The following is a 19378-nucleotide window of genomic DNA, read 5'->3' on the forward strand; positions in this document are numbered from 1 at the left end:
TGCAGGTTGCATGATTTTAATAAAACTCGGAAAATTGCAGCGAATGAACAGAAATTACCATGTTATCAGATCGGGTCTCATATATAAAATGTAGTAATCAGCAGCTTCTAAATTAACATCAACGTTCATATATGTAAAAAATCACCCTCGGTACCAGAGAGGCGGTCCTTCTCCTGCGAAATCATGGCTTCTTACCGTCTGGTGAATCTTATGAAGGATCTGTTCCGAACAATAATGTTTCAGCCCGCCCAGCAGCGTCGCATGCTGGTTCATGGCTACGAACAAATTATATCTGGGCCAGAAATCATCCGGGATCTGCTGATTAAAATACCCATCCACCTGTCCCCGTGCAAACGGTACACTTGTCTCACACGTATACTTGGGCAACTTGAAAAACTCCTCCCATGGATGGCCCAGTCAAACCGGCTGAAGTCGATAATTCCGTGTAATCGACCTTCTTTAAAAATCATATTCGCCGGGTGAAAATCATCATGCTGAAATACAACCGGACGGTGCTCCAGCATATACGTATGCCGCTCGATATACCGCTCCAGTTCTTTTTGCTGCTCAAAAGAAACTCCCAACTTCTGAACTGCTGTTTTTTTGGAAATATATTTCTTGTACCTTTGATCTGCCCAATTGAATGAAGAGTCAGGTGTAATCCGGTGAATGCTGTGTAGCTGTCTTCCTGCCGCTAACCCCTGGATATACTGCTCGTCCGGTGCAAGCTGCGGCAGCGCCGCCTCGCCATCTTCTCCCGCCATATAGGGCAACAGCAGACAGCAGCAATTCAGCTCGGGAAAGATTCCACTATATATCGGCTGCTGACAGGATACTCCATTGTCATAATGCTGCTGCAAATAGCGCTGTTCCTGGGTACAGTGCTCATATCTATACAGCGGGTACACCCGTAACAGATACAGCGGGCGATCGGACTGATAGCAAATGTACTTGATCGTATCAGAATATCCACCGCTTAGCAAAATCGCGTCATCAAATTCAACGATAGAATGCAGTATAGCAGTTAACTGTTGAACATTACGATCATCTATCGATTGAATATCCATACAAATCTCTCCCTGCACCAGAATGGAATTCCATTATATAGTAATTCTTAACTGCTTGTTTAATGCATTTCATGACAAAACACCTACTATAAATTATACATAATTACGTATTTTTAAAGGAATAGAAAAGCTGACGTCCATTAGGCATCGGCGTCAGCTTTTGGGCCAGATATATAGTTGTTATTTACATTATTAAAATAATAATTCAAATAGATCGAAAGGATACAATCAAGCATCAAAGACAGTCCCGGCATGTCACTTTGCGATAGACTTGGAATACAATCAGACGCTCGTGGCAGAACTTCCAACGCAAATATAGAGAGCTCCCAATAGAATAATGGAGCCTGTTATTTATGTTTAGCCCACTGACTTGGCATGTACTTCCAGTTGTAATACTTCATCTGCAGTCTGTGGCGGTTCGCCGTAAAAGTCCTGTGCCCGATAAGCATGTACCTGCTCATAGGATTCGGCCATTCGCTGGTAGACCCACTCCGTGGTTACCGGAAATGGTGACCAGCAGTACACATCCATAATATTGAGCAAGCCCGTAACCGTGTGAGTACGAACATACCGAATCGCCGGGAACAGCTTAAAATCAAGTTTTTTGTAGAATTTCACACGTTTTTCTGTATCTATATCAGTTGGAGTTACAGGTTCAACTTCCAAGATAATCGGCTTGCCCTGGCGTTTTAATTTCTCGATCACCTGGCTGCCAATACCACGGCTCCGATTGCCGCCGGTTACCAGCATGAAATCAACAAAGATATAATCTTCTTTCTCCAGATACACGATCACATAATTGGCTTCTTCTATAATTTTATATTCCCCCTGCTTTTCCTGTAACAATGCCAACATATGGAGTTGGGACTTCATTTCTTGAGCAGGAAAATAATCCCGGAGTTTGTTGAACCATGATGTCATTATTTTTCTCCCTTCTCAGCCTGTGCATTTTCAGGTTTCCGGCATCGTGACTGTATCCAATTAGAGCTTTTCCTTGTATATTTTACCATTATTAGCAATCTACGAAACATTTTCCTGAGAACGTTTCACAGATTTTATTTGCGTCTATATTACATTGAATGTGCTGTTATTTTTTGCATGTTTATTTAGTGAGCTAAATTTTTATAATCATTACTTACTTAGATCAGGGGGTTATATAGTGACTGATTCACCGTCCGAGAAGTCCACGATTGCATTGTTGGGTTGGAGTCTGCCGGTTATTGAGGCAGCCGATCGCCTGAATCGGCCGTATCTGGTCGTAGGTCCGCCGGAATTCCAGGATTTTGCTGACCGAAATGAGATTACATTTGTACCCTGGGAATTCGATCGTCTCAATGAAAAGTCCGGTGAACTTGCCCAGCTGCTGGAAGCGCGAGGTGCCAGACTGGCGATGCCGATCTATGAGGAGACTGTGGAATGGGCCGGAGCGCTGAATGCCTATTTCCGCCAAGATCCCAAAATCTTCAACCGCTCCCTGCTGCTCCGGGACAAAGGCCTGATGAAACGAAGAGCACAGATGGCCGGCATCAAGGTTGGCGTGTTCGAAGAAGCGTACAACCGTGACGATGTGCACCGTTTCCTGAAACGGGTCAATGAAGCTCTGATTAAGCTGGATGGCGATGTGAATGATCCTGTCCATGTGAAGCCGCTCAGCAAAGCGGGTACAGTGGGACACCGACTGATTCGTGAAGCCGTCGATGTGGATCTGATTCCGGATGCGGATTTCCCCTGCCTGATCGAGAGTCACCTGGATGGACAGGAATTCTCCTGTGAAGTATTTGTCCATGATGGCAAAATCCGCTTCCTGAACATTACCGAATATGTGCATCTCGGACACTCCAACTTCGTTCCCGCTTCTCCGGAACTGGAGACCTGGAGACCCCAAATTACAGCCGCTATCGAAAAGCTGATCGATGCTTTTGAGATCAAATATGGCATTATTCATCCGGAGTATTTCATTTCGCCGGATGGTACGCTGAACTTCGGTGAAGTTGCTGCGCGGATTCCGGGCGGACATATTTTCGACCTGATCGGCAAAGCGTACGGCTTCAGCGCCTATGAAGCACAGATCATCTGCAGTGATCCGGATACGACCGAAGAGGAACTTCAGGCATTCTTCCCGCGTGAAGTTGAAGATGCACGGGGCTTTGCAGGCAGTCTGATGGTCTATCCGCGTGTGCGTTTGATTGAACGACTCAATGTACCGGCAGAGCTGAAGAACGATCCTTACTTTGACCGCCATGACATGTTTATTCCGACGACGAGCAAAGTGGCCGAGCGGGTCGGCTTTGGTAACCATTACGGAACTATTTTCCTGTATGGCGAAGACAGTGCACGGATGAAAGAAATGCTGCTGGAGTATGAAAACTATGATTTCTATTTGTAAAAGGGGGAACATCGCGTGAATGATTCTGCAACTCAAGCAGCCCAGGGCAAGTTCGAGCAGGCCCTGCAGATTCTGCAGGAAGCCAAACCATTTGCCAAAAGCCTGTATCAGACAGATGTATTCCAGCGGGCTATCGATCTGGCCCACACGGAAGAAGGTATCGAAATTCTCAAGTCCCATGCACCACGATTCGATGAGGCAGGTGTGTTCAGCGGCGGTCCATGGGAAGATGCAGCCAAGCTCCAGCCCGGATTTGTCGGCGGCTCACTGAAGCTCAAAGGGGTCAACTCTATCGTCGAGCTGCTCAGCGAACTGCGAATGCTCGCGATTGCACGCGGTGAATATCAGCATCCCGAAGTATCTGCAGATGCTGCCCGTACGTTTCTGAATGAAGTGCTTGCGCTGAACCTGAACTTCCTTTTCCCGGCCGATACGGAGGAATCACGGATTGAATCCGGTGAACATATCGAGCGTGCGCAGCGGCTGTTCCATTTGCTCAGCCGCGAACTGTCGCTCAAGGCGATTTCACGCAAAATTGTCGAGGAAATCGACCGTCTGACCACGCAGCGCCCGATTCTCGTTGGACGGATTATCCATATTATTCATACCGCAGAGAAAATGCTGAATGAAGAACTTGATGAAGAAACCCGGTCTTCGCTTGAAATGTATACCCGTGCGATCGGCACCCCTACTCCGCTCAGTTCGCGTTATCCGGATCTGCGGGAATACGGTCGCTACCTGCGTGAAGCTCCGGAAGAGGAACTGCGCCAGGAAGCGACCAGTTTTTCCGAATCAATGAAGGCTACAGGGCTGACGGTGCCTCACCACGCGATCTTTATCCGTCATATTAACCGTCATCAACCGGAACTGATCGAAGTGACGCTTGGACTGGATGATATCGGCGCTGCCTATCGCAGCTCTCAGGCCGAGCTGGTTCGCGATATTATCCAGGTAGCCGTTACACCGGATACATGCCAGGTACTGTATGGACTGGGCGGTGTGCTGAACAGAGGTCTGCTCGCACAGGAGACACTGCTGCCGGCTCTGCGGAGGCTGTTTGAGATCGATATTCACCATCAGGTGAGAGATACACTGCTTACTGCGGAACATAAGCGCAGCGGTATCGGCGCCAATGCACTGCTCCTGGGTGGTACCATCAGCGTACTCGGTCAGCCGCTCGGTGTAGGTCAGGGGCTGAACCCGACCTGTCAATCGGCGCGTGCGATCAGTCTCTGGGCCCAGCATGCCCAGAATCAGCTGCTGGAATATATCACCCGGGCGGCACGAGATAATGATGTCGATATGCTGTTTGAAGGCGAGACGATCCATTCCAGTCAGCTCGAAGGCGGCGTAGCCGAAGAGATTCATTATGAGCTGGACCCGGTCTCCAAGGTACTCGTTCCCCATCTGGATAAAATCTATAACGAGATGATGAAGCGCACTCTGCTGCGCCTTGAAGATGGGCATAAATGGGTAAACCCGGCATTTTACGGCGAATGGATTCAAAAGGGCTTCATCAACCTGGTCGATCAGCTTACCGGAGCGGTTGCTCATTTCCAGAATTTCGTCCGGTTGTTCTATGCTACTCATCATCCAGACTACAATAATGGCTATGAGCTGATCTATCCGAATCCGGTCGGCATTTTCATTACCAATGTATCCGGAGATCTGCTCGGTCTGCACGCTGTCTCTATCCAGCGCGTCGCCAAGGACCCGGATGACCAGTGGCGGATTTATTTCTATAATCCGAATAATGACAGCGGTCAGAACTGGGGTCAGGATATTCAGCCAAGTGTAAAAAACCATGGCGAGCAGGAAGGTGAAGCTTCCCTGCCTTTCCACCAGTTCGTGGCCCGGCTGTACGCTTTCCATTACAATCCGTATGAACAGGGTGACACGTATATGGTGGAAACGGAGATTGTAGAAGAGGTAGAACGGCTTGCGAGAGAAAGCTGGGGTCAGGTCTACACCTGGTTGCCTTGAGCATTGGGTTAATAGATGATCGAATGTCGGGACGAACCTTTTTAACAGGTCGAGATCAATAGGTTGATATATTGCATTTTCCGAAAGTATTCTCCGTAAGTAATATACATTCTGATAAAAAACAGCTGTACATGTATTGTCTGAAACAGAAATAACCAAAAAGCTGGTCTCGGTGTTACACCGGAGCCAGCTTTTTGGTTTAAGTTTTTAGTTTGGTTTGTTAGTTTGGTCTGTTGGTTTGCTTTATTTGTTAGGTTTATCCATTTACTTCAATCATATAATAGTTGATTCTGACGGCTAATTCTGCATCTGTGAGCCGGAACCATCCGCCGGCCTATAGAGACGCTTGAATCAGCCTCTCTTTCTGCGTGTCATGACATCAAAGATAACCGCCAGTGCAAGCACTGCGCCCCGGATCATGTACTGATAGGAGATTCCTACCCCGAGCAGGTTCATACCGCTGGACAGTGAAGCCATAACGACCGCACCAATGATGGAACCGGTAATTTTACCGACGCCGCCTGCTGCCGATACGCCGCCGACATAAGCTGCCGCAATCGCATCCAGCTCGAACAGTGTACCGGCTGTCGTGGTAGCCGATTGCAGACGGGAGGTGTACAGAATACCGGACAATGCAGACAGCATGCCCATCGAGCCAAAGACGATATACGTAATCTTCTTGACATTGATACCGCTCAGGTGAGCCGCTTCCGGATTACTGCCGACCGCATAGATATGACGACCAAGCACAGTACGGGTGGTCAGGAAGTGATAGATAATTACGACCGCCAGCGTAATAACCACCGTCCAGGAGAATCCGTTGTATCCTGCCAGAATCCAGGTGATATACCCGATGATTACCGAGACAAAGATCAGCTTTACGGCAAAGATCTGTTTAGAGATGACTTCGAATTTGTACTTGAGCTTCTGCTTGCGCTTGCTCAGTTCCGAATAGACGAAGAACAGAATAATGAACACGCCGATGATCAGCGACAACAGATTGAGTCCGCCTACCTGACCAAGTGCAGGCAGATACCCATTACCGATCGCGTTGAACTGGTCATCCTTGACAATAATCGTTCCGGTCTTCTCGGTCACCTGCAGCAGGGCACCGCGGAAGATCAGCATCGCTGCCAGCGAGGAGACAAAGGAAGGAATGCCTATCGAAGCTACCAGCACACCATTAAACATACCGATAACAATACCCAGTACAAGAATGATCGGGATTGTCAGATAGAAAGGCATACCCATCTGTGACAGCATAATGGCTGCAATCGCTCCCATGAATCCGGCCGCAAAGCCGACCGAAAGATCAATATGGCGGATAACGATAACCAGTGTCATCCCTACCGCCAGTACAGCGATATAACCGGTAGCATCAAGCAAGTTGCTGATATTACGGGATGACATAAACAGACCATCGGTCAGGATGGAGAATGTCAGCATAATAACGAATAAAGCGATATACATTCCATAGTCACGAATATTGACTTTGAGCAGCGATCTGGCTTCAGTAAAGAAGTTCACGGTGTCCCCTCCTATTGCGTGGCAAATTTCATTATTTTTTCCTGATCCGCTTCTTCTGCGGTAAGCTCACCCTTGATCTTGCCTTCGGCCATGACATAGATACGATCACTCATCCCCAGTACTTCTCCCAGCTCGGACGAGATCATGATAATGCTCATTCCTTCACTGATCAGTTTGTTCATAATCGTGTAAATCTCGAACTTGGCGCCCACATCGATCCCGCGGGTAGGCTCGTCCAGAATGAGCAGCTTCGGTCCGACGAACAGCCATTTACCGAGCGAGACTTTTTGCTGATTCCCTCCGCTCAAGTGTCCAACAACCTGTTCAATGGACGAAGCCTTGATATACATGGAACTTTTGTATCCGCTTGCAATATGGACTTCTTCGTTCTCATTAATGACACCGCCGGAGGAGACACCTTTGAGATTGGCGGCAGTCACATTGTTTTTGATATCCTGAATGAGGAATAATCCGTCGCCTTTGCGATCTTCGGTCACATAGGCAATCCCCGCATGAATCGCCTCACTCGTATGTTTGAATGTCCGGGGAACATTGTCGACCAATAGTTCGCCATCCAGCTTGTAACCTCTCGGATTGCCGAATATACTGAGTGCAAACTCGGTCCGTCCGGAGCCCATCAGTCCGGCAATACCGACGATCTCCCCTTTTTTGACCTGGAGATCGACATTTTTGACGATGTTGCGGCCCAGCTGTGGATCATACGCAGTCCAGTTACGCACTTCCAGAATCGGGTCACCGATTTTCTTGTCCGGACGCTTGGGATAAATATCCTCGATATCACGTCCGACCATATTTTTGATAATCACGGCTTCGGTAATCTCGCCGCGCGCGGCATCGAGCGTACAGATCGTCTTGCCATCACGAAGTACGGTCGCTTTGTCCGCAATGGAGATGACTTCCTTGAGTTTGTGCGAGATCATAATGCAGGTAATGCCCTGACTGCGAAGATCACGCAGCAGTTCCAGCAGGTTTTCACTGTCATTCTCGTTCAATGCGGCTGTCGGTTCATCGAGAATGAGCAGCTTGACATCCTTGCTGAGTGCTTTGGCGATCTCGACCAGCTGCTGCTTGCCGACGCCCAGGTCCCGGATCAATGTCTCGGGATTCACATTGAGCTTGACCATTTTGAGCATCTCCCGTGCCCGGATAATCGTCTCGTTCCAGTTGATTAGTCCGCCGTGCTTGACCTCATTGCCGGCAAAAATATTCTCATACACGCTCAGATCCGGAAAAAGCGCCAGCTCCTGATAAATAATGCCTATGCCTGCTTTGACACTATCGCTGATCCGGCTGAAATTCTGTACATTTTCTTCGAATACGATATCCCCTTCGTACGTTCCATAGGGATAGACGCCGCTGAGTACTTTCATCAGCGTCGATTTGCCTGCGCCGTTCTCACCGATCAGACAGTGAATCTCGCCTTTCGCGACTTTGAAGTTCACATCCGACAGCGCTTTGACGCCGGTAAAACTTTTGGAAATGTTCCGCATCTCCAGGATATTACTGCTCATCGCTGCTCCCCCTTACCAGCTGCGGCTGGTCGCTGGTATTCATCTGCTTTTGGCAAAGAGCTGCAAAACAGGAACGGTACTCCGCTCCTGTTTGGGTCAGCTTGTATTGGATCAACTGTGCTTACAGCCCTGTGAAGTCTGACGCTTTGTAGTATTCGGAATCGATCAGTTCTTTTTTGACATTGTCTTTGTCGACTACGATAACATCCGTTTGTTTGGCTTTGACATCCACGGTGCCGTTATTGTAAGAGCCTGTCGTTTCCGGTGTTTTGCTATCCAGGATCTCAACAGCCATGCCCATGGCATCTTTGACCAGTGCACGTACATCCTTGAACACGGTCATGGACTGCTTGCCGTCAATGATATACTGGATCGAAGCTTGCTCGGCATCCTGACCTGTAATCACATAGTCGGTAACTGCGGAATCCGCAGAGAATACGTCGGCGATCGAACGTGCTGTACCATCATTCGGTGCGAGGATCGCGATGTCACCTTTCATATCGGCTGCAGCAGCAGTCAGGTGAGTCTGTGCTTTATTTTTGGCTTCGTTCGGGTCCCAGTTGGTTGTCACCTGGCTGATGATCGCACTCATCTGGTCACGGGACAGCTCTTTGGTGTCTTTCAGCTTCTCGGCTTCGGAAGAGTTGGCAATTTTGAATGTTCCATCGATAATCTTCGGCTGCAGTACTTCCCATGCGCCCTGGAAGAACAGGAATGCATTGTTATCCGATGCTGCACCAGCATACAGATAGAGCGGTTGTCCTTTGCCCTTGGCATGGTCGACCAGGTATTGTCCCTGTGCCGCACCTACTGCCAAACTGTCAAAGGTGACGTAGTAGTCAACTGCATCGGTATCGGTGATCAGACGATCATAGGCGATGACGGTGATGCCTTCTTTTTTGGCGGATTCGACAGCTGCTGCGGCAGCCGCACCATCCTGCGGACAAATGATCAGTACTTTGATTCCTTTGTTGATCAGTGTCTCTACGTTTTCTTTTTCTTTGGCAGAGGAGCCCTGACTGAAGAGAATTTCAGTGGAATACTTGGTGCTGGACAGTGCATCTTTGAAGCGCTGTTCATCTTGAACCCATCTTGTCTCATCTTTGGTTGGCAGGACGATTCCAACACTGACTGCCCCGCCGTCGCTGCCACTTCCGTTACCACTGCTGTTACATGCGGACAGAATAACGGTAAGCATCATAACAACCATCAAAATTGCAATTCCTCTGAATTTCTTTTTCAATTGAACTAACCCCTTTCAATCTTGTATGCCTTCTGACAAACCAATCATAGCATTGCCCAATCAAAATGTAAGCGCTTAACTATAGTACTCTTTTGCTACCTTCTGTACTTTTTTATCCTCGGTCAATCTTGCACAGGATTCACAAAATAATAAGTGAAGAAAATACAAAAAAGCCCTGGCTGCTTCTGCAGTTCCAGGGCATCCCCTCGGTATGATGTTAATGGTGTTATGCTACAGTATATTAATGCGGTATATGAATCAATCCTGTTTGCTTCCGTAAATCTCCTGCCGGGTATGAAAATGATCCGCGATCACGGTCTGCTCCAGATTGCTCCGGTCAACCGCAATAGGCTCGAGCAGCACGGAAGGCACTTCAATTTTGCCGTTATTTACTTTCTGGTTCGTGGTGATCTTCTCTCCCCGAGCGAGACGAATCGCCAGATCGGCTGTCGTGTCGGCCAGCTGCCGGATCGGTTTGTAGACGGTCATCGTCTGGGTACCCTGGATGATCCGCTGGACAGCAGCCAGATCAGCATCCTGACCGGCGACTGGTATCTTTCCAGCCAGTCCTTGCTCAGCAAGTGCTTGTATGGCTCCTCCGGCTGTACCATCATTCGCGACTATGACTGCATTCACTTGCTTCTGATTCGCCTTTAACGCTGCCCGCATATTCTCCCGCGCATAGGCAGGAATCCAGTCCTTGGACCATTGATCGTATACAATCTGAATCTCTCCTCGGTCGATCAGCGGCTGCAGGACATCGAATACGCCTTTTTTGAATAAATGAGCATTATTATCCGTATCGGCTCCGCCTATATATACATATTTGCCGCGTGGAACCTGGCTGATCAGGGCTCGTGCCTGCAGTCGGCCGACCTCTTCATTGTCAAAAGAAACATACAGATCCACCTCTGCATTTTTCACCAGCCGGTCATAGGACAATACCTTGATGCCTGCTTTGTGTGCCTTCTGGATAATCGTGGCTGTCGCTTCCGCATTATGCGGTATGATAACCAGCACATCGACTCCGTCGCTGATTAAGGCTTCCGCCTGGGCAATCTGCCGGGCATCTTCGCCATCTGCCGACCGGATAATCACTTCCGCACCCCGCCGCTGGGCAGCCTGACGGAACAGATCACGGTCTTTTTTCCAGCGTTCCTCGACCAGTGTATCCATCGTAAAGCCAATTCGGATGACAGGATCTTTTCCTTTATCCTTCGGATCATTATCGTTCTCACTGCTGCTGGTGCTCTTCTCTTTTCCATCGTTCACTGCTGGTACATATACTGCCGAGGCAGCATCCCGTTCAGCTGGTGTCTGCTGCTGGGAAGACGAAGGGACCGATCCCGAACCGGGTTGGTCGGTTTCACTGCAGCCGGTGAGCAGTGTGATAAATAGCAGCAGCAGAGCAGCTATCCTTTTTTTCCATGTCACAGAAATGGTGGATGGTGATTGATACGATCGATATTGCTGTACACGCATGTGACGGTTGGCAGGGGCGGCATACATCGGTTCTGCCGATCTGTTCATACGCGTCCGCCCAGCAGCGACTTGCGGTATTCGGTCGGCGAGACATCGCACATTTTTTTGAATACTTTGCTAAAGTAGTTGGGATCGTGGTAGCCCACCTCAAACGTAATCTCCTTCATACTGCGCAGCGGATCACTCATCAGCTTTTTGGCTTTGTTGATCCGGCATTCGGTGAGGAAATCGATATAATTAACACCGAGCTGCTCCTTGAATAATTTGCTGATATAAAAAGGACTCAGCTCAAACCGCTCTCCGATGCCTTCCAGAGAAATGTCCTGATGGGAATGCTCGGTAATATACTGCTTGATCCGGCGGATCGTGTCCGGCTTGATCCGTTCGAGATGCTCATCATGAAGCATCCGCATCTGATCCCATATCCTCGCTGTCTCGATCCGCAGCTGCCGGTAATCCTGCGCTTCAAAGGAATAAAGCGGCGTATCCATCTCTACGCCCATCTCAGCCAGCACCCGGGAAGCGATCCATATCCGTTCCAACACACGCTGCTGAATCTGCAGCCGGTTGGCTCCCTGGTTCTCATATCGACGCAGCATCTCCATCGTATCTTCACAGATCGTCTGCCACTCTCCCAGACGTACCTGTTCAAAAAACTGCTGTTCCCAGCTTCGGGAGGTGGAGTCCGGGTGAGCGGCGCCCGGAGCAGATACATCTGCATAGAAGCGGTATTTGACCGGCAGCGATACATCCATCGTCGCGATTAGCGCTTCCTGATACGACTGTCTGACCTGGGAGAGTGATTCACAGGTATTGCCAATACCGACAAACCATCCTTCCCGTTCGTCCGGTCGTATACCGGACAGCAGGTCACGCGCCAGCGCAGCAGCCTGGGAACGGAATGATACTCCGGATTGGCGAAAAGCAATAACCGGGATCTGTCGTCCATACAGTGCGCCGACCCAGCCGCTGCCGGTAGCACTAATTTTCTCCTTGATCATCGTGTAGGCGTTCTCTCTGCCGGCTGGCAGCAGGATAGCCATAGCGAATTTGTCACTGTCGGTATCTACTCCAAGCCAGCGAACCAGCTCATCCGAGTGCACCTGATGCACATGATCGAACAGCAGCTGGGTCACAATATCCGCTTCGATAACCGGCATGACTTTTTGCAGGGCATCACTGCGCAGCCGGCTCTGCTCCCGGCCCAGCTGTTCCTGGGTGATCTGCTCCAGTACCCGCTTTACCGTGGAGACAATCTCGCTCGCCTTGCTCGGTTTGAGCAAATAATCCTTGACCCCCAGCTTGATCGCCCGGCGGGCATAATCAAATGTATCGTAGGCGGTGAACATAATGACTTTGATATCCGGAAAGGCCCCTGCAATATGCTCGGTCGTCTCGAGGCCATCCATGCCCGGCATCTTGATATCCATCAGAATCAGATCCGGTTGGGACTGCTCCACCATGTGGATGGCAATTCTGCCATTGGGGGCCTGCTCGATGATCAGATCAGTGAATCCTTTTTGCAGAATAGCTTGCAGCCCTTCCCGCCCTACCTGCTCGTCATCCACGATCAGCAGCTTCATCATTCGTCTCCATCCTCCCTTTTTTTGGTATTTTGATAATGACTCTTACACCCTGTCCGGGGATACTCTGAATATCCACCACATCCGCTGTTCCATAGAACAAGTGGAGTCGCTGCACTACATTGCTGAATCCGATGCCGGTCGATTGTCCTTCATTTTCCACCGGTTGCTCTTCCAGAATCTGCTGAATTCGTTCACTGCTCATGCCTGGCCCATCATCGGCGATCTCTATCTTCACATATTCATTACTGTCCTGAATGCTCACCCGGATCGTTCCCCCCTGCTCGGAAGGTTCCACTGCATATATGATAGCGTTTTCAATAATTGGCTGCAGGGTCAGTCCGGGGATCGGAACGTACAGACAGTCGGTATCAATATCGGTCTGCAGATGCAGCCGGTCGGTGAAGCGCGCCTTTTGAATCTCCATATATTGCTGCATCACTTTGACTTCATCATAGAGGGTAACTGCCCGATCGAGCCGCTTGAGATTGTAGCGCAGCAGTCCTGCCACATTGACCAGCAGATCGCTCGTTTCCTCGGCTCCTTCCATATAAGCCTTCTTGGAAAGAGTATCGAGAATATTAAACAGAAAATGCGGATTGATCTGACTCTGCAGACTGCGCAGCTGGCTTTCCCGCAGCAGCAGCTTATTCCGCTGCAGTTCACTTTCCAGCTGGGCTTTTTGCTGAATCTCTATGATCAGATTGTTGATATTGATTCGCATATGCTCGAACATCCGGGCGAGAAAGGAAATTTCATCGGTGGACTGCACCTTGACCTGGAGATCGAATCTTCCTTTGGCCAGTTCCTGTGCCGCCCGGGTCAGCTGCTCGACCGGACGGGTGATACTGAGCGAGAACCAGTAGGTAAACAACAGCAGCAAAAAGGTCATCGTCAGCAGAATCAGTACACCCAGCTGTTTGAATGCCGACGATTGTGCGATCATCTCTCTGTAGGAGCGCTCATAGGTGTTAATGTCCATATCCAGCAGCTTGAGTGTCATTTCCGAAATATACCTGGAGATGCGGGTCGCTTCGGAAAAGGCTTGGGCTGAGTCCTCGGTTTCCTTTTCAGTCTGGAACATAACAGAGCGCTCTGCCGACTCGATCAGGCTGTCGATCAGATTCACATAGCTGGTCAGGGCAAAGTCATTCTGTCCATTGCGCAGTAGTGCCACCGACCAGCGCGCATTCCGCAGCTTGTGTTCCTTGCTGCGCAGACTGCTCAGATTCGCTTCGGTCGGCGTCAGCAGATAATGATTGAGCGAGGTAACCATTTGCTGGCTCGCTGTGGTCACTTCATTCATATACAGGTATCGCTGTAAAATATCATTATATTGTTCCTGGGTCTTCTGATTGTAATAGGTCAGGGTTATCCAGATGACCACCATAATGAACATGACGACAGCAGTCAGGGTCCATATTTTCCGCTGGATTCCAATCATTGTACATCTTCCGCCTTCAGTACACGAATATCGGTAAAAGAACCGGTTGTATCGAGTGGAATATTCTTGCCTTCCAGCCACCGGATCATCAACTGTACGCTTGTTTTCCCCATGCTCTCTGGAGATTGCTCGATAATCGCATCCAGCTTGCCTTTGCGCAGCAGAGGCAGCACCTCGGGGTGATCGTCAAAGGAATACATATAATAAGGCTCAATCTGTGAGCGTCTGCTGATTTCCTGGATCATGGCGCTTGTCAGATTGGCATCCATAGATATGAATGCGTTTACATTTGGGTGGTGGTTCATAATGTCCTGGGTCGCTGCAATCACCATTTCTTTTTGCTCGGGAGTCTCTACATATTGGGGTTGAATACGTGGATAGGCATGCAGCACTTCCATGATTCCTGCCAGGCGCTGCTGCTGGTCATACTCCTTTTGGTTATTGCCCATCAGTACGACAGTTCCTTCATTGCCCATATCCCGGATCATCTGTCTGACGATCGTACGCCCGGCCATGACCGGATCGGAGCCAACATAGGTTTTGCGAAGACTCTCGTTCATGGGGACGTCACTTGCCACGGTAATAATGGGGATTCCGTAAAAGGCGGCTTTTACCTTGGTTAGTTCCTTGAATGCATCGTTATCCAGTCCCTGCACGATAATCCCGTCCATTTTGGAATCGATGGCAATCTCGATCTGCTTGAGGAAATCATCTTTGTCTTCTCCATAGCTGCCCCATACTTCGAGTGTGGCTGCATTCTGCTGTGCCTGCTGTCTGGCGCCGCTTCCCACCTTTTCCCAAAATGGAGTACCGAGATCTCTCGTGATCAGCACGAGCCGGTATTGTGATGGCTTGCTCGCACTGGTCTTGGTCTGCGGGAGCTGCTGTTGTTCGGATTGTACAAAGCGAACCGCTGCCGTAATCGTAAAACACAGCAAAAGAATGCATACGGAACCCAGTGCCAAGCTGACTCTTTTATGCAAATAAATCATCCCTCTTCCCCGGTATGGGATCATGGTATGGCAATTCTGCCAGTCGGTGCTTATACTCTAACAAATCCTTTATCGGTTGGGTAGATATTTTTTACCATTTTTATTTATAACAGCTACTGAGTTATATAGGTAATCAGTTTATTGATTTGCAGCCTGATACGTGATCCGCACTCCATATGGCAAGATAAGGTGGATACAATAAAAAGACTCCGGGATCGTTATGATCCTGGAGTCTTCTCTATTTATAGTCTGCAATAGCCAATATCTGATATACAGTTGAAAGCAATCCGTCCGAACCGGTCAGGCATGGAATTGACGTCCGTCGTAGACAGCATCTACGTAACCCGCACGAATGACAAAGTCTCCGAAATGCTCGCCAGCGTTACGTTCTGTCGCATACCGGCCAAAGATCGGTTTGAGCGTAGACAGAATCTCATCTTCGTTAATGTTCTCCCGGTACATCTTGTTCAGGCGGCTGCCGTCAAAGCTGCCTCCGAGATACATATTGTAACGTCCCGGTGCCTTACCGATAAAGGAGAGTTCGGCCAGAGCCGGACGTGCACAACCGTTCGGGCAGCCGGTCATGCGAATCACGATATCTTCGTTGCGCAGGCCAACCTCATCCAGCTGATTCTCCAGCTTGGTCATCAGTTCCGGCAGATAACGCTCGGCTTCAGCCATCGCCATTCCGCATGTAGGCAGTGCGACACATGCTATCGAATTACGGCGCAGCGCAGAATAATGGGCACCGTCGGTCAGATTGTACTTGGCGATCAGATTTTCGATCGTTTTCTTCTTGGCGCTGGTTACGCCGCCGATGACCAGATTTTGATTCGGCGTCAGGCGGAAATCGCCGGTATGCACCTTGGCAATCTCGCGCAGACCGGTCATCAGCTGGTAGTCGCCATCGTCCATAATGCGTCCGTTCTCGATGAACAGGGTTAGCAGCCATTTACCGTCGAGACCTTTCACCCAGCCATAACGGTCACCATTATGATCGAAATGGAACGGGCGAGCCTCCTGCAATTGCCAGCCAAGACGCTCATGCAGTTCGGCTACGAGCCAATCCAGCCCGCGATCATCGATCGTATACTTGAACCGGGCATGCTTGCGCACGGCACGGTCGCCATAATCACGCTGGATGGTAACGACCTTTTCAGCTACATCAATCATCTGGTCGGGAGTGATAAAGCCGATCACTTTGGACAGCTGCGGATAGGTCTTGTCATCTCCATGCGTCATGCCCATTCCGCCGCCTACCGCTACATTGAACCCCTGCAGCACACCATCTTCCACGATCGCGATAAAGCCCAGATCCTGGGAAAATACATCGACATCATTGGAAGGCGGTACTGCGATACCGATCTTGAATTTGCGCGGCAGGTAGACCGCTCCATAAATCGGCTCCTGCTCCACATCATCACGACTGTCGACAACTTTTTCTTCGTCCAGCCAGATCTCATGATAAGCACGTGTGCGCGGATCGAGATGGGTGCTTACTTTGCAGGCCCAGTCATAGACCTGCGCATGAACCGCCGATTGATCCGGATTGGTGTTGCACATTACGTTACGGTTGACGTCACCGCAGGCTGCCAGTGTACTGAGCAGCGCATCATTGACTTCACGAATCGTGTTTTTCAGGTTCCATTTGAGTACACCATGCAGCTGGAATGACTGGCGCGTCGTCAGACGGATGGTGTTATTGCCGTATTTATGGGAAATATCGTCCATCATCAGCCACTGGGCCGGAGTCACAATACCACCGGAAGCACGTACGCGCAGCATGAACTGATACGCGGGCTCCAGCTTTTGTTTTTTTCGTTCGTTGCGCAGGTCACGGTCATCCTGCATATAGCTGCCGTGGTGCTTCATGAGGCGGTTATCATCTTCGGGAATCGAGCCGGTGATCGGATCTTTGAGTGTCTCCTCCAGGCTGCCCCGCAAATATTGACTGTTGCGCTTGATGTCCTCTACATCACTGTGTGGAGCATCATGCGGCGGATATTTTTCGTACTGGACCATTTTGTGTTCTCCTCTCGTAATCGCCGGGATTCCCCATCAATATACATCCCGCTGATAACGTTTTTGCTGCAGCATATTGCTCATATATTCAGCCGCTGCTTCCTGGCTCAGATTACCTTCCTGAACAAGAATTTTCTCCAGGGTCAGATGCACATCGTTGGCCATGTTCTTCTCATCGCCACATACATAGACAATGGCACCTTCCTGAATCCATTCATACAGCTCGCGGCTTCTCTCCATCATACGGTGCTGAACGTATACCTTCTGATCGGTATCCCGGGAAAAGGCTACATCCATACGTGTTAATACCCCATCTTTGAGCCAGCGCTGCCATTCGGTCTGATACAGGAAATCGGTCGCAAATCGCTGATCTCCAAAGAACAGCCAGCTCTTGCCCTCCGCTCCGGTCTCTTCCCGTTCCATCATAAAGGCACGGAATGGCGCTACTCCTGTGCCCGGCCCGATCATAATGATCGGTGTGGAAGCGTCATGCGGCAGCTTGAAATTCTCATTGTGCTGGATATAGACCGGCAGGGTATCTCCCGGCTGCAGACGCTCGGCCAGATGTACCGAGCATACGCCATAACGCTGGCGACCATGCTGTTCGTATTCCACTTTGCGTACGGTCAGATGCACTTCATCCGGTGCAGCCTTCATACTGCTGGAAATGGAGTACAGACGGGATGGCATTTTGCGCAGCAGCGACAGGAACTCATCAGCCGGAATGCCTTTCAGACTGTAATCCTGCACGAAATCCAGCAGATCGCGTCCATTCAGGTAAGCGCGCAAGTCCTGCTCCCGTCCTTCTTCGAGCAGATCGTACAGCTGTTCATGGTCTGCCAGTCCGGCTACCTTTTCCAGCAGCGGCTTGGTCAGTACGCTGATCTCATAGTGACGCAGCAGTGCATCACGTACGCTCAGATGATCACCACTTTTGTTGATCACAATCGATTCATTACCGTTCCAGTCCATCGCCTCGATCAGTTCATCGACGAGCTGCGGATGATTCTCCGGGTAGACGCCCAGGCTATCGCCGGGTTCATACTGCAGACCCGATCCTTCGAGAGACAATTCCACATGGCGGGTCTCCCGGCTCGATCCGCGTCCGTTCAGATTGAGATTCTCCAGTACTTCTGCCGGAAATGGCTGGGTGCGGGAGTAAGGCGATTCGGCTGCAGGTTGCGCTGTATCCGTCGTGCCCGATACTACCGATGCGCCCGCAGCGGCTGCGGACCCGGCCTGACCGAGAGCGGACAGTACATTCTCAATCCACTCGGCAGCCTGTTCTTCAAAGTCTACATCACAGTCAACGCGCGGCACGATGCGTTCTGCGCCAAGCTCTTCCAGACGTTTATCAAAATCCTTGGCCGTCTGGCAGAAGAATTCATATGATGTATCGCCGAGACCGAGGACCGAATATTTGGCTTCTGCCAGCTGTGGTGCACGCTTGCTGTGCAGGAATTCATAAAAAGGAATGGCATTATCCGGCGGATCGCCTTCTCCCTGTGTACTGACAAGCACGAGCAGGTTTTGAACCTTTTTAAGATTGTTTGGTTTGTAATCGCCCATGGACGAGAGCGTTACATCAAACCCCTGGGAAGTCAGCTGTTGTGCCAGCTTTTTGGATAGTCCCTGGGCATTGCCTGTCTGTGAACCGAATAGTACGGTTACTTCTTTGGATGCGGCCGGTGCGGCCTGTACATTTACTGCTGTATCGGTCATGGCTGTCTGGGCAGGGACGGCTGCACTACCGCCTGCCTGAATGCCGGCTGTCAGATATCCGCTCAGCCAGATTCGCTGCAGATCCGTCAGTGTCGGCAGCAGCCGATTGAGAAGCTCGGCCTGCTCCGGTGTAAAAGGACTATTACTTACTTGAAGTTCCAACGATATCCACCCCATCATTTAGCATACAATATGCTAATCCCTAGTATAGTGCTCAGATTAATTTTGCTCCTTTGAACTTATCACAGTGTGGGAAACGGGTCAATTAGAATGACTTATAAGTCTTATCAGTTCTGCTGATGATTGGAATTATAGGATGTTTTATTGTAGATATAGATGGATATCAGGTTTTTTTCTGATTTTTTTCTTGCTTTTAGGTTTGAGATGTGGTGATA

General features: G+C 49.8%; 13 protein-coding genes. 2 read left to right on the plus strand and 11 right to left on the minus strand.

Translation table 11 applies throughout. From position 1 onward, the window contains the following. Window positions 1-275: 275 nt before the first annotated feature. Both M1D61_RS11340 and M1D61_RS11345 read right to left on the minus strand, forming a co-directional pair. Window positions 276-1067, minus strand: a complete 792-nt coding sequence (locus M1D61_RS11340; protein ID WP_458118584.1) for an aminoglycoside phosphotransferase family protein — start codon at window positions 1065-1067, stop codon at window positions 276-278. A 357-nt stretch (window positions 1068-1424) separates the two neighbouring features. Next, a complete protein-coding gene (locus M1D61_RS11345) occupies window positions 1425-1988 on the minus strand; it encodes a GNAT family N-acetyltransferase (RefSeq protein ID WP_458118585.1) in 564 nt (187 codons plus the stop codon). 238 nt (window positions 1989-2226) lie between these two features. On the opposite strand from M1D61_RS11345, the gene M1D61_RS11350 reads away from it, so the two are divergent. Both M1D61_RS11350 and M1D61_RS11355 read left to right on the plus strand, forming a co-directional pair. Then, window positions 2227-3453 (plus strand): ATP-grasp domain-containing protein, encoded by a 1227-nt coding sequence (locus tag M1D61_RS11350; RefSeq protein WP_458118586.1) that lies wholly within the window; start codon window positions 2227-2229, stop codon window positions 3451-3453. Window positions 3454-3468: 15 nt separating this feature from the next. Then, window positions 3469-5436 (plus strand): hypothetical protein, encoded by a 1968-nt coding sequence (locus M1D61_RS11355; protein WP_458118587.1) that lies wholly within the window; start codon window positions 3469-3471, stop codon window positions 5434-5436. Between the two features lie 351 nt (window positions 5437-5787). Here the strand turns inward: M1D61_RS11355 and M1D61_RS11360 are convergent, their stop codons facing one another. The 9 genes from M1D61_RS11360 to M1D61_RS11400 all read right to left on the minus strand — a co-directional run bounded on the left by M1D61_RS11360 (window position 5788) and on the right by M1D61_RS11400 (window position 19145). Next, entirely contained in the window at window positions 5788-6963 is a 1176-nt protein-coding gene (locus tag M1D61_RS11360) for a sugar ABC transporter permease (protein ID WP_458118589.1), read from the minus strand. Window positions 6964-6974: 11 nt separating this feature from the next. After that, on the minus strand, window positions 6975-8495 hold the full coding sequence (locus M1D61_RS11365; protein ID WP_458118591.1) for an ATP-binding cassette domain-containing protein: 1521 nt from the start codon (window positions 8493-8495) through the stop codon (window positions 6975-6977). A gap of 121 nt (window positions 8496-8616) precedes the next feature. Next, window positions 8617-9738, minus strand: a complete 1122-nt coding sequence (locus tag M1D61_RS11370; RefSeq protein ID WP_458118593.1) for a sugar ABC transporter substrate-binding protein — start codon at window positions 9736-9738, stop codon at window positions 8617-8619. A 258-nt stretch (window positions 9739-9996) separates the two neighbouring features. Beyond that, window positions 9997-11268 carry a D-xylose ABC transporter substrate-binding protein gene (gene xylF / locus M1D61_RS11375; RefSeq protein ID WP_458118595.1) on the minus strand — a complete coding sequence of 424 codons (1272 nt, stop codon included), beginning with the start codon at window positions 11266-11268 and terminating at the stop codon, window positions 9997-9999. Next, window positions 11265-12806, minus strand: coding sequence for a response regulator (locus M1D61_RS11380; RefSeq protein ID WP_458118596.1), 1542 nt, complete (start codon window positions 12804-12806; stop codon window positions 11265-11267). The genes xylF and M1D61_RS11380 overlap by 4 nt, the downstream gene beginning before the upstream one ends. Further along, window positions 12781-14247 (minus strand): sensor histidine kinase, encoded by a 1467-nt coding sequence (locus M1D61_RS11385; protein WP_458118597.1) that lies wholly within the window; start codon window positions 14245-14247, stop codon window positions 12781-12783. Before M1D61_RS11385 ends, M1D61_RS11380 begins: the two co-directional genes overlap by 26 nt. Then, complete coding sequence (locus M1D61_RS11390) at window positions 14244-15239, minus strand: sugar ABC transporter substrate-binding protein (protein WP_458118598.1); 996 nt, start codon at window positions 15237-15239, stop codon at window positions 14244-14246. Before M1D61_RS11390 ends, M1D61_RS11385 begins: the two co-directional genes overlap by 4 nt. A 300-nt stretch (window positions 15240-15539) precedes the next feature. Beyond that, on the minus strand, window positions 15540-17261 hold the full coding sequence (gene cysI, locus M1D61_RS11395; protein WP_458118600.1) for an assimilatory sulfite reductase (NADPH) hemoprotein subunit: 1722 nt from the start codon (window positions 17259-17261) through the stop codon (window positions 15540-15542). A gap of 36 nt (window positions 17262-17297) precedes the next feature. Beyond that, complete coding sequence (locus M1D61_RS11400) at window positions 17298-19145, minus strand: assimilatory sulfite reductase (NADPH) flavoprotein subunit (RefSeq protein ID WP_458118602.1); 1848 nt, start codon at window positions 19143-19145, stop codon at window positions 17298-17300. Between the last annotated feature and the right edge of the window lie 233 nt (window positions 19146-19378).

It is taken from the genome of Paenibacillus sp. Z6-24 (genome assembly GCF_054161335.1).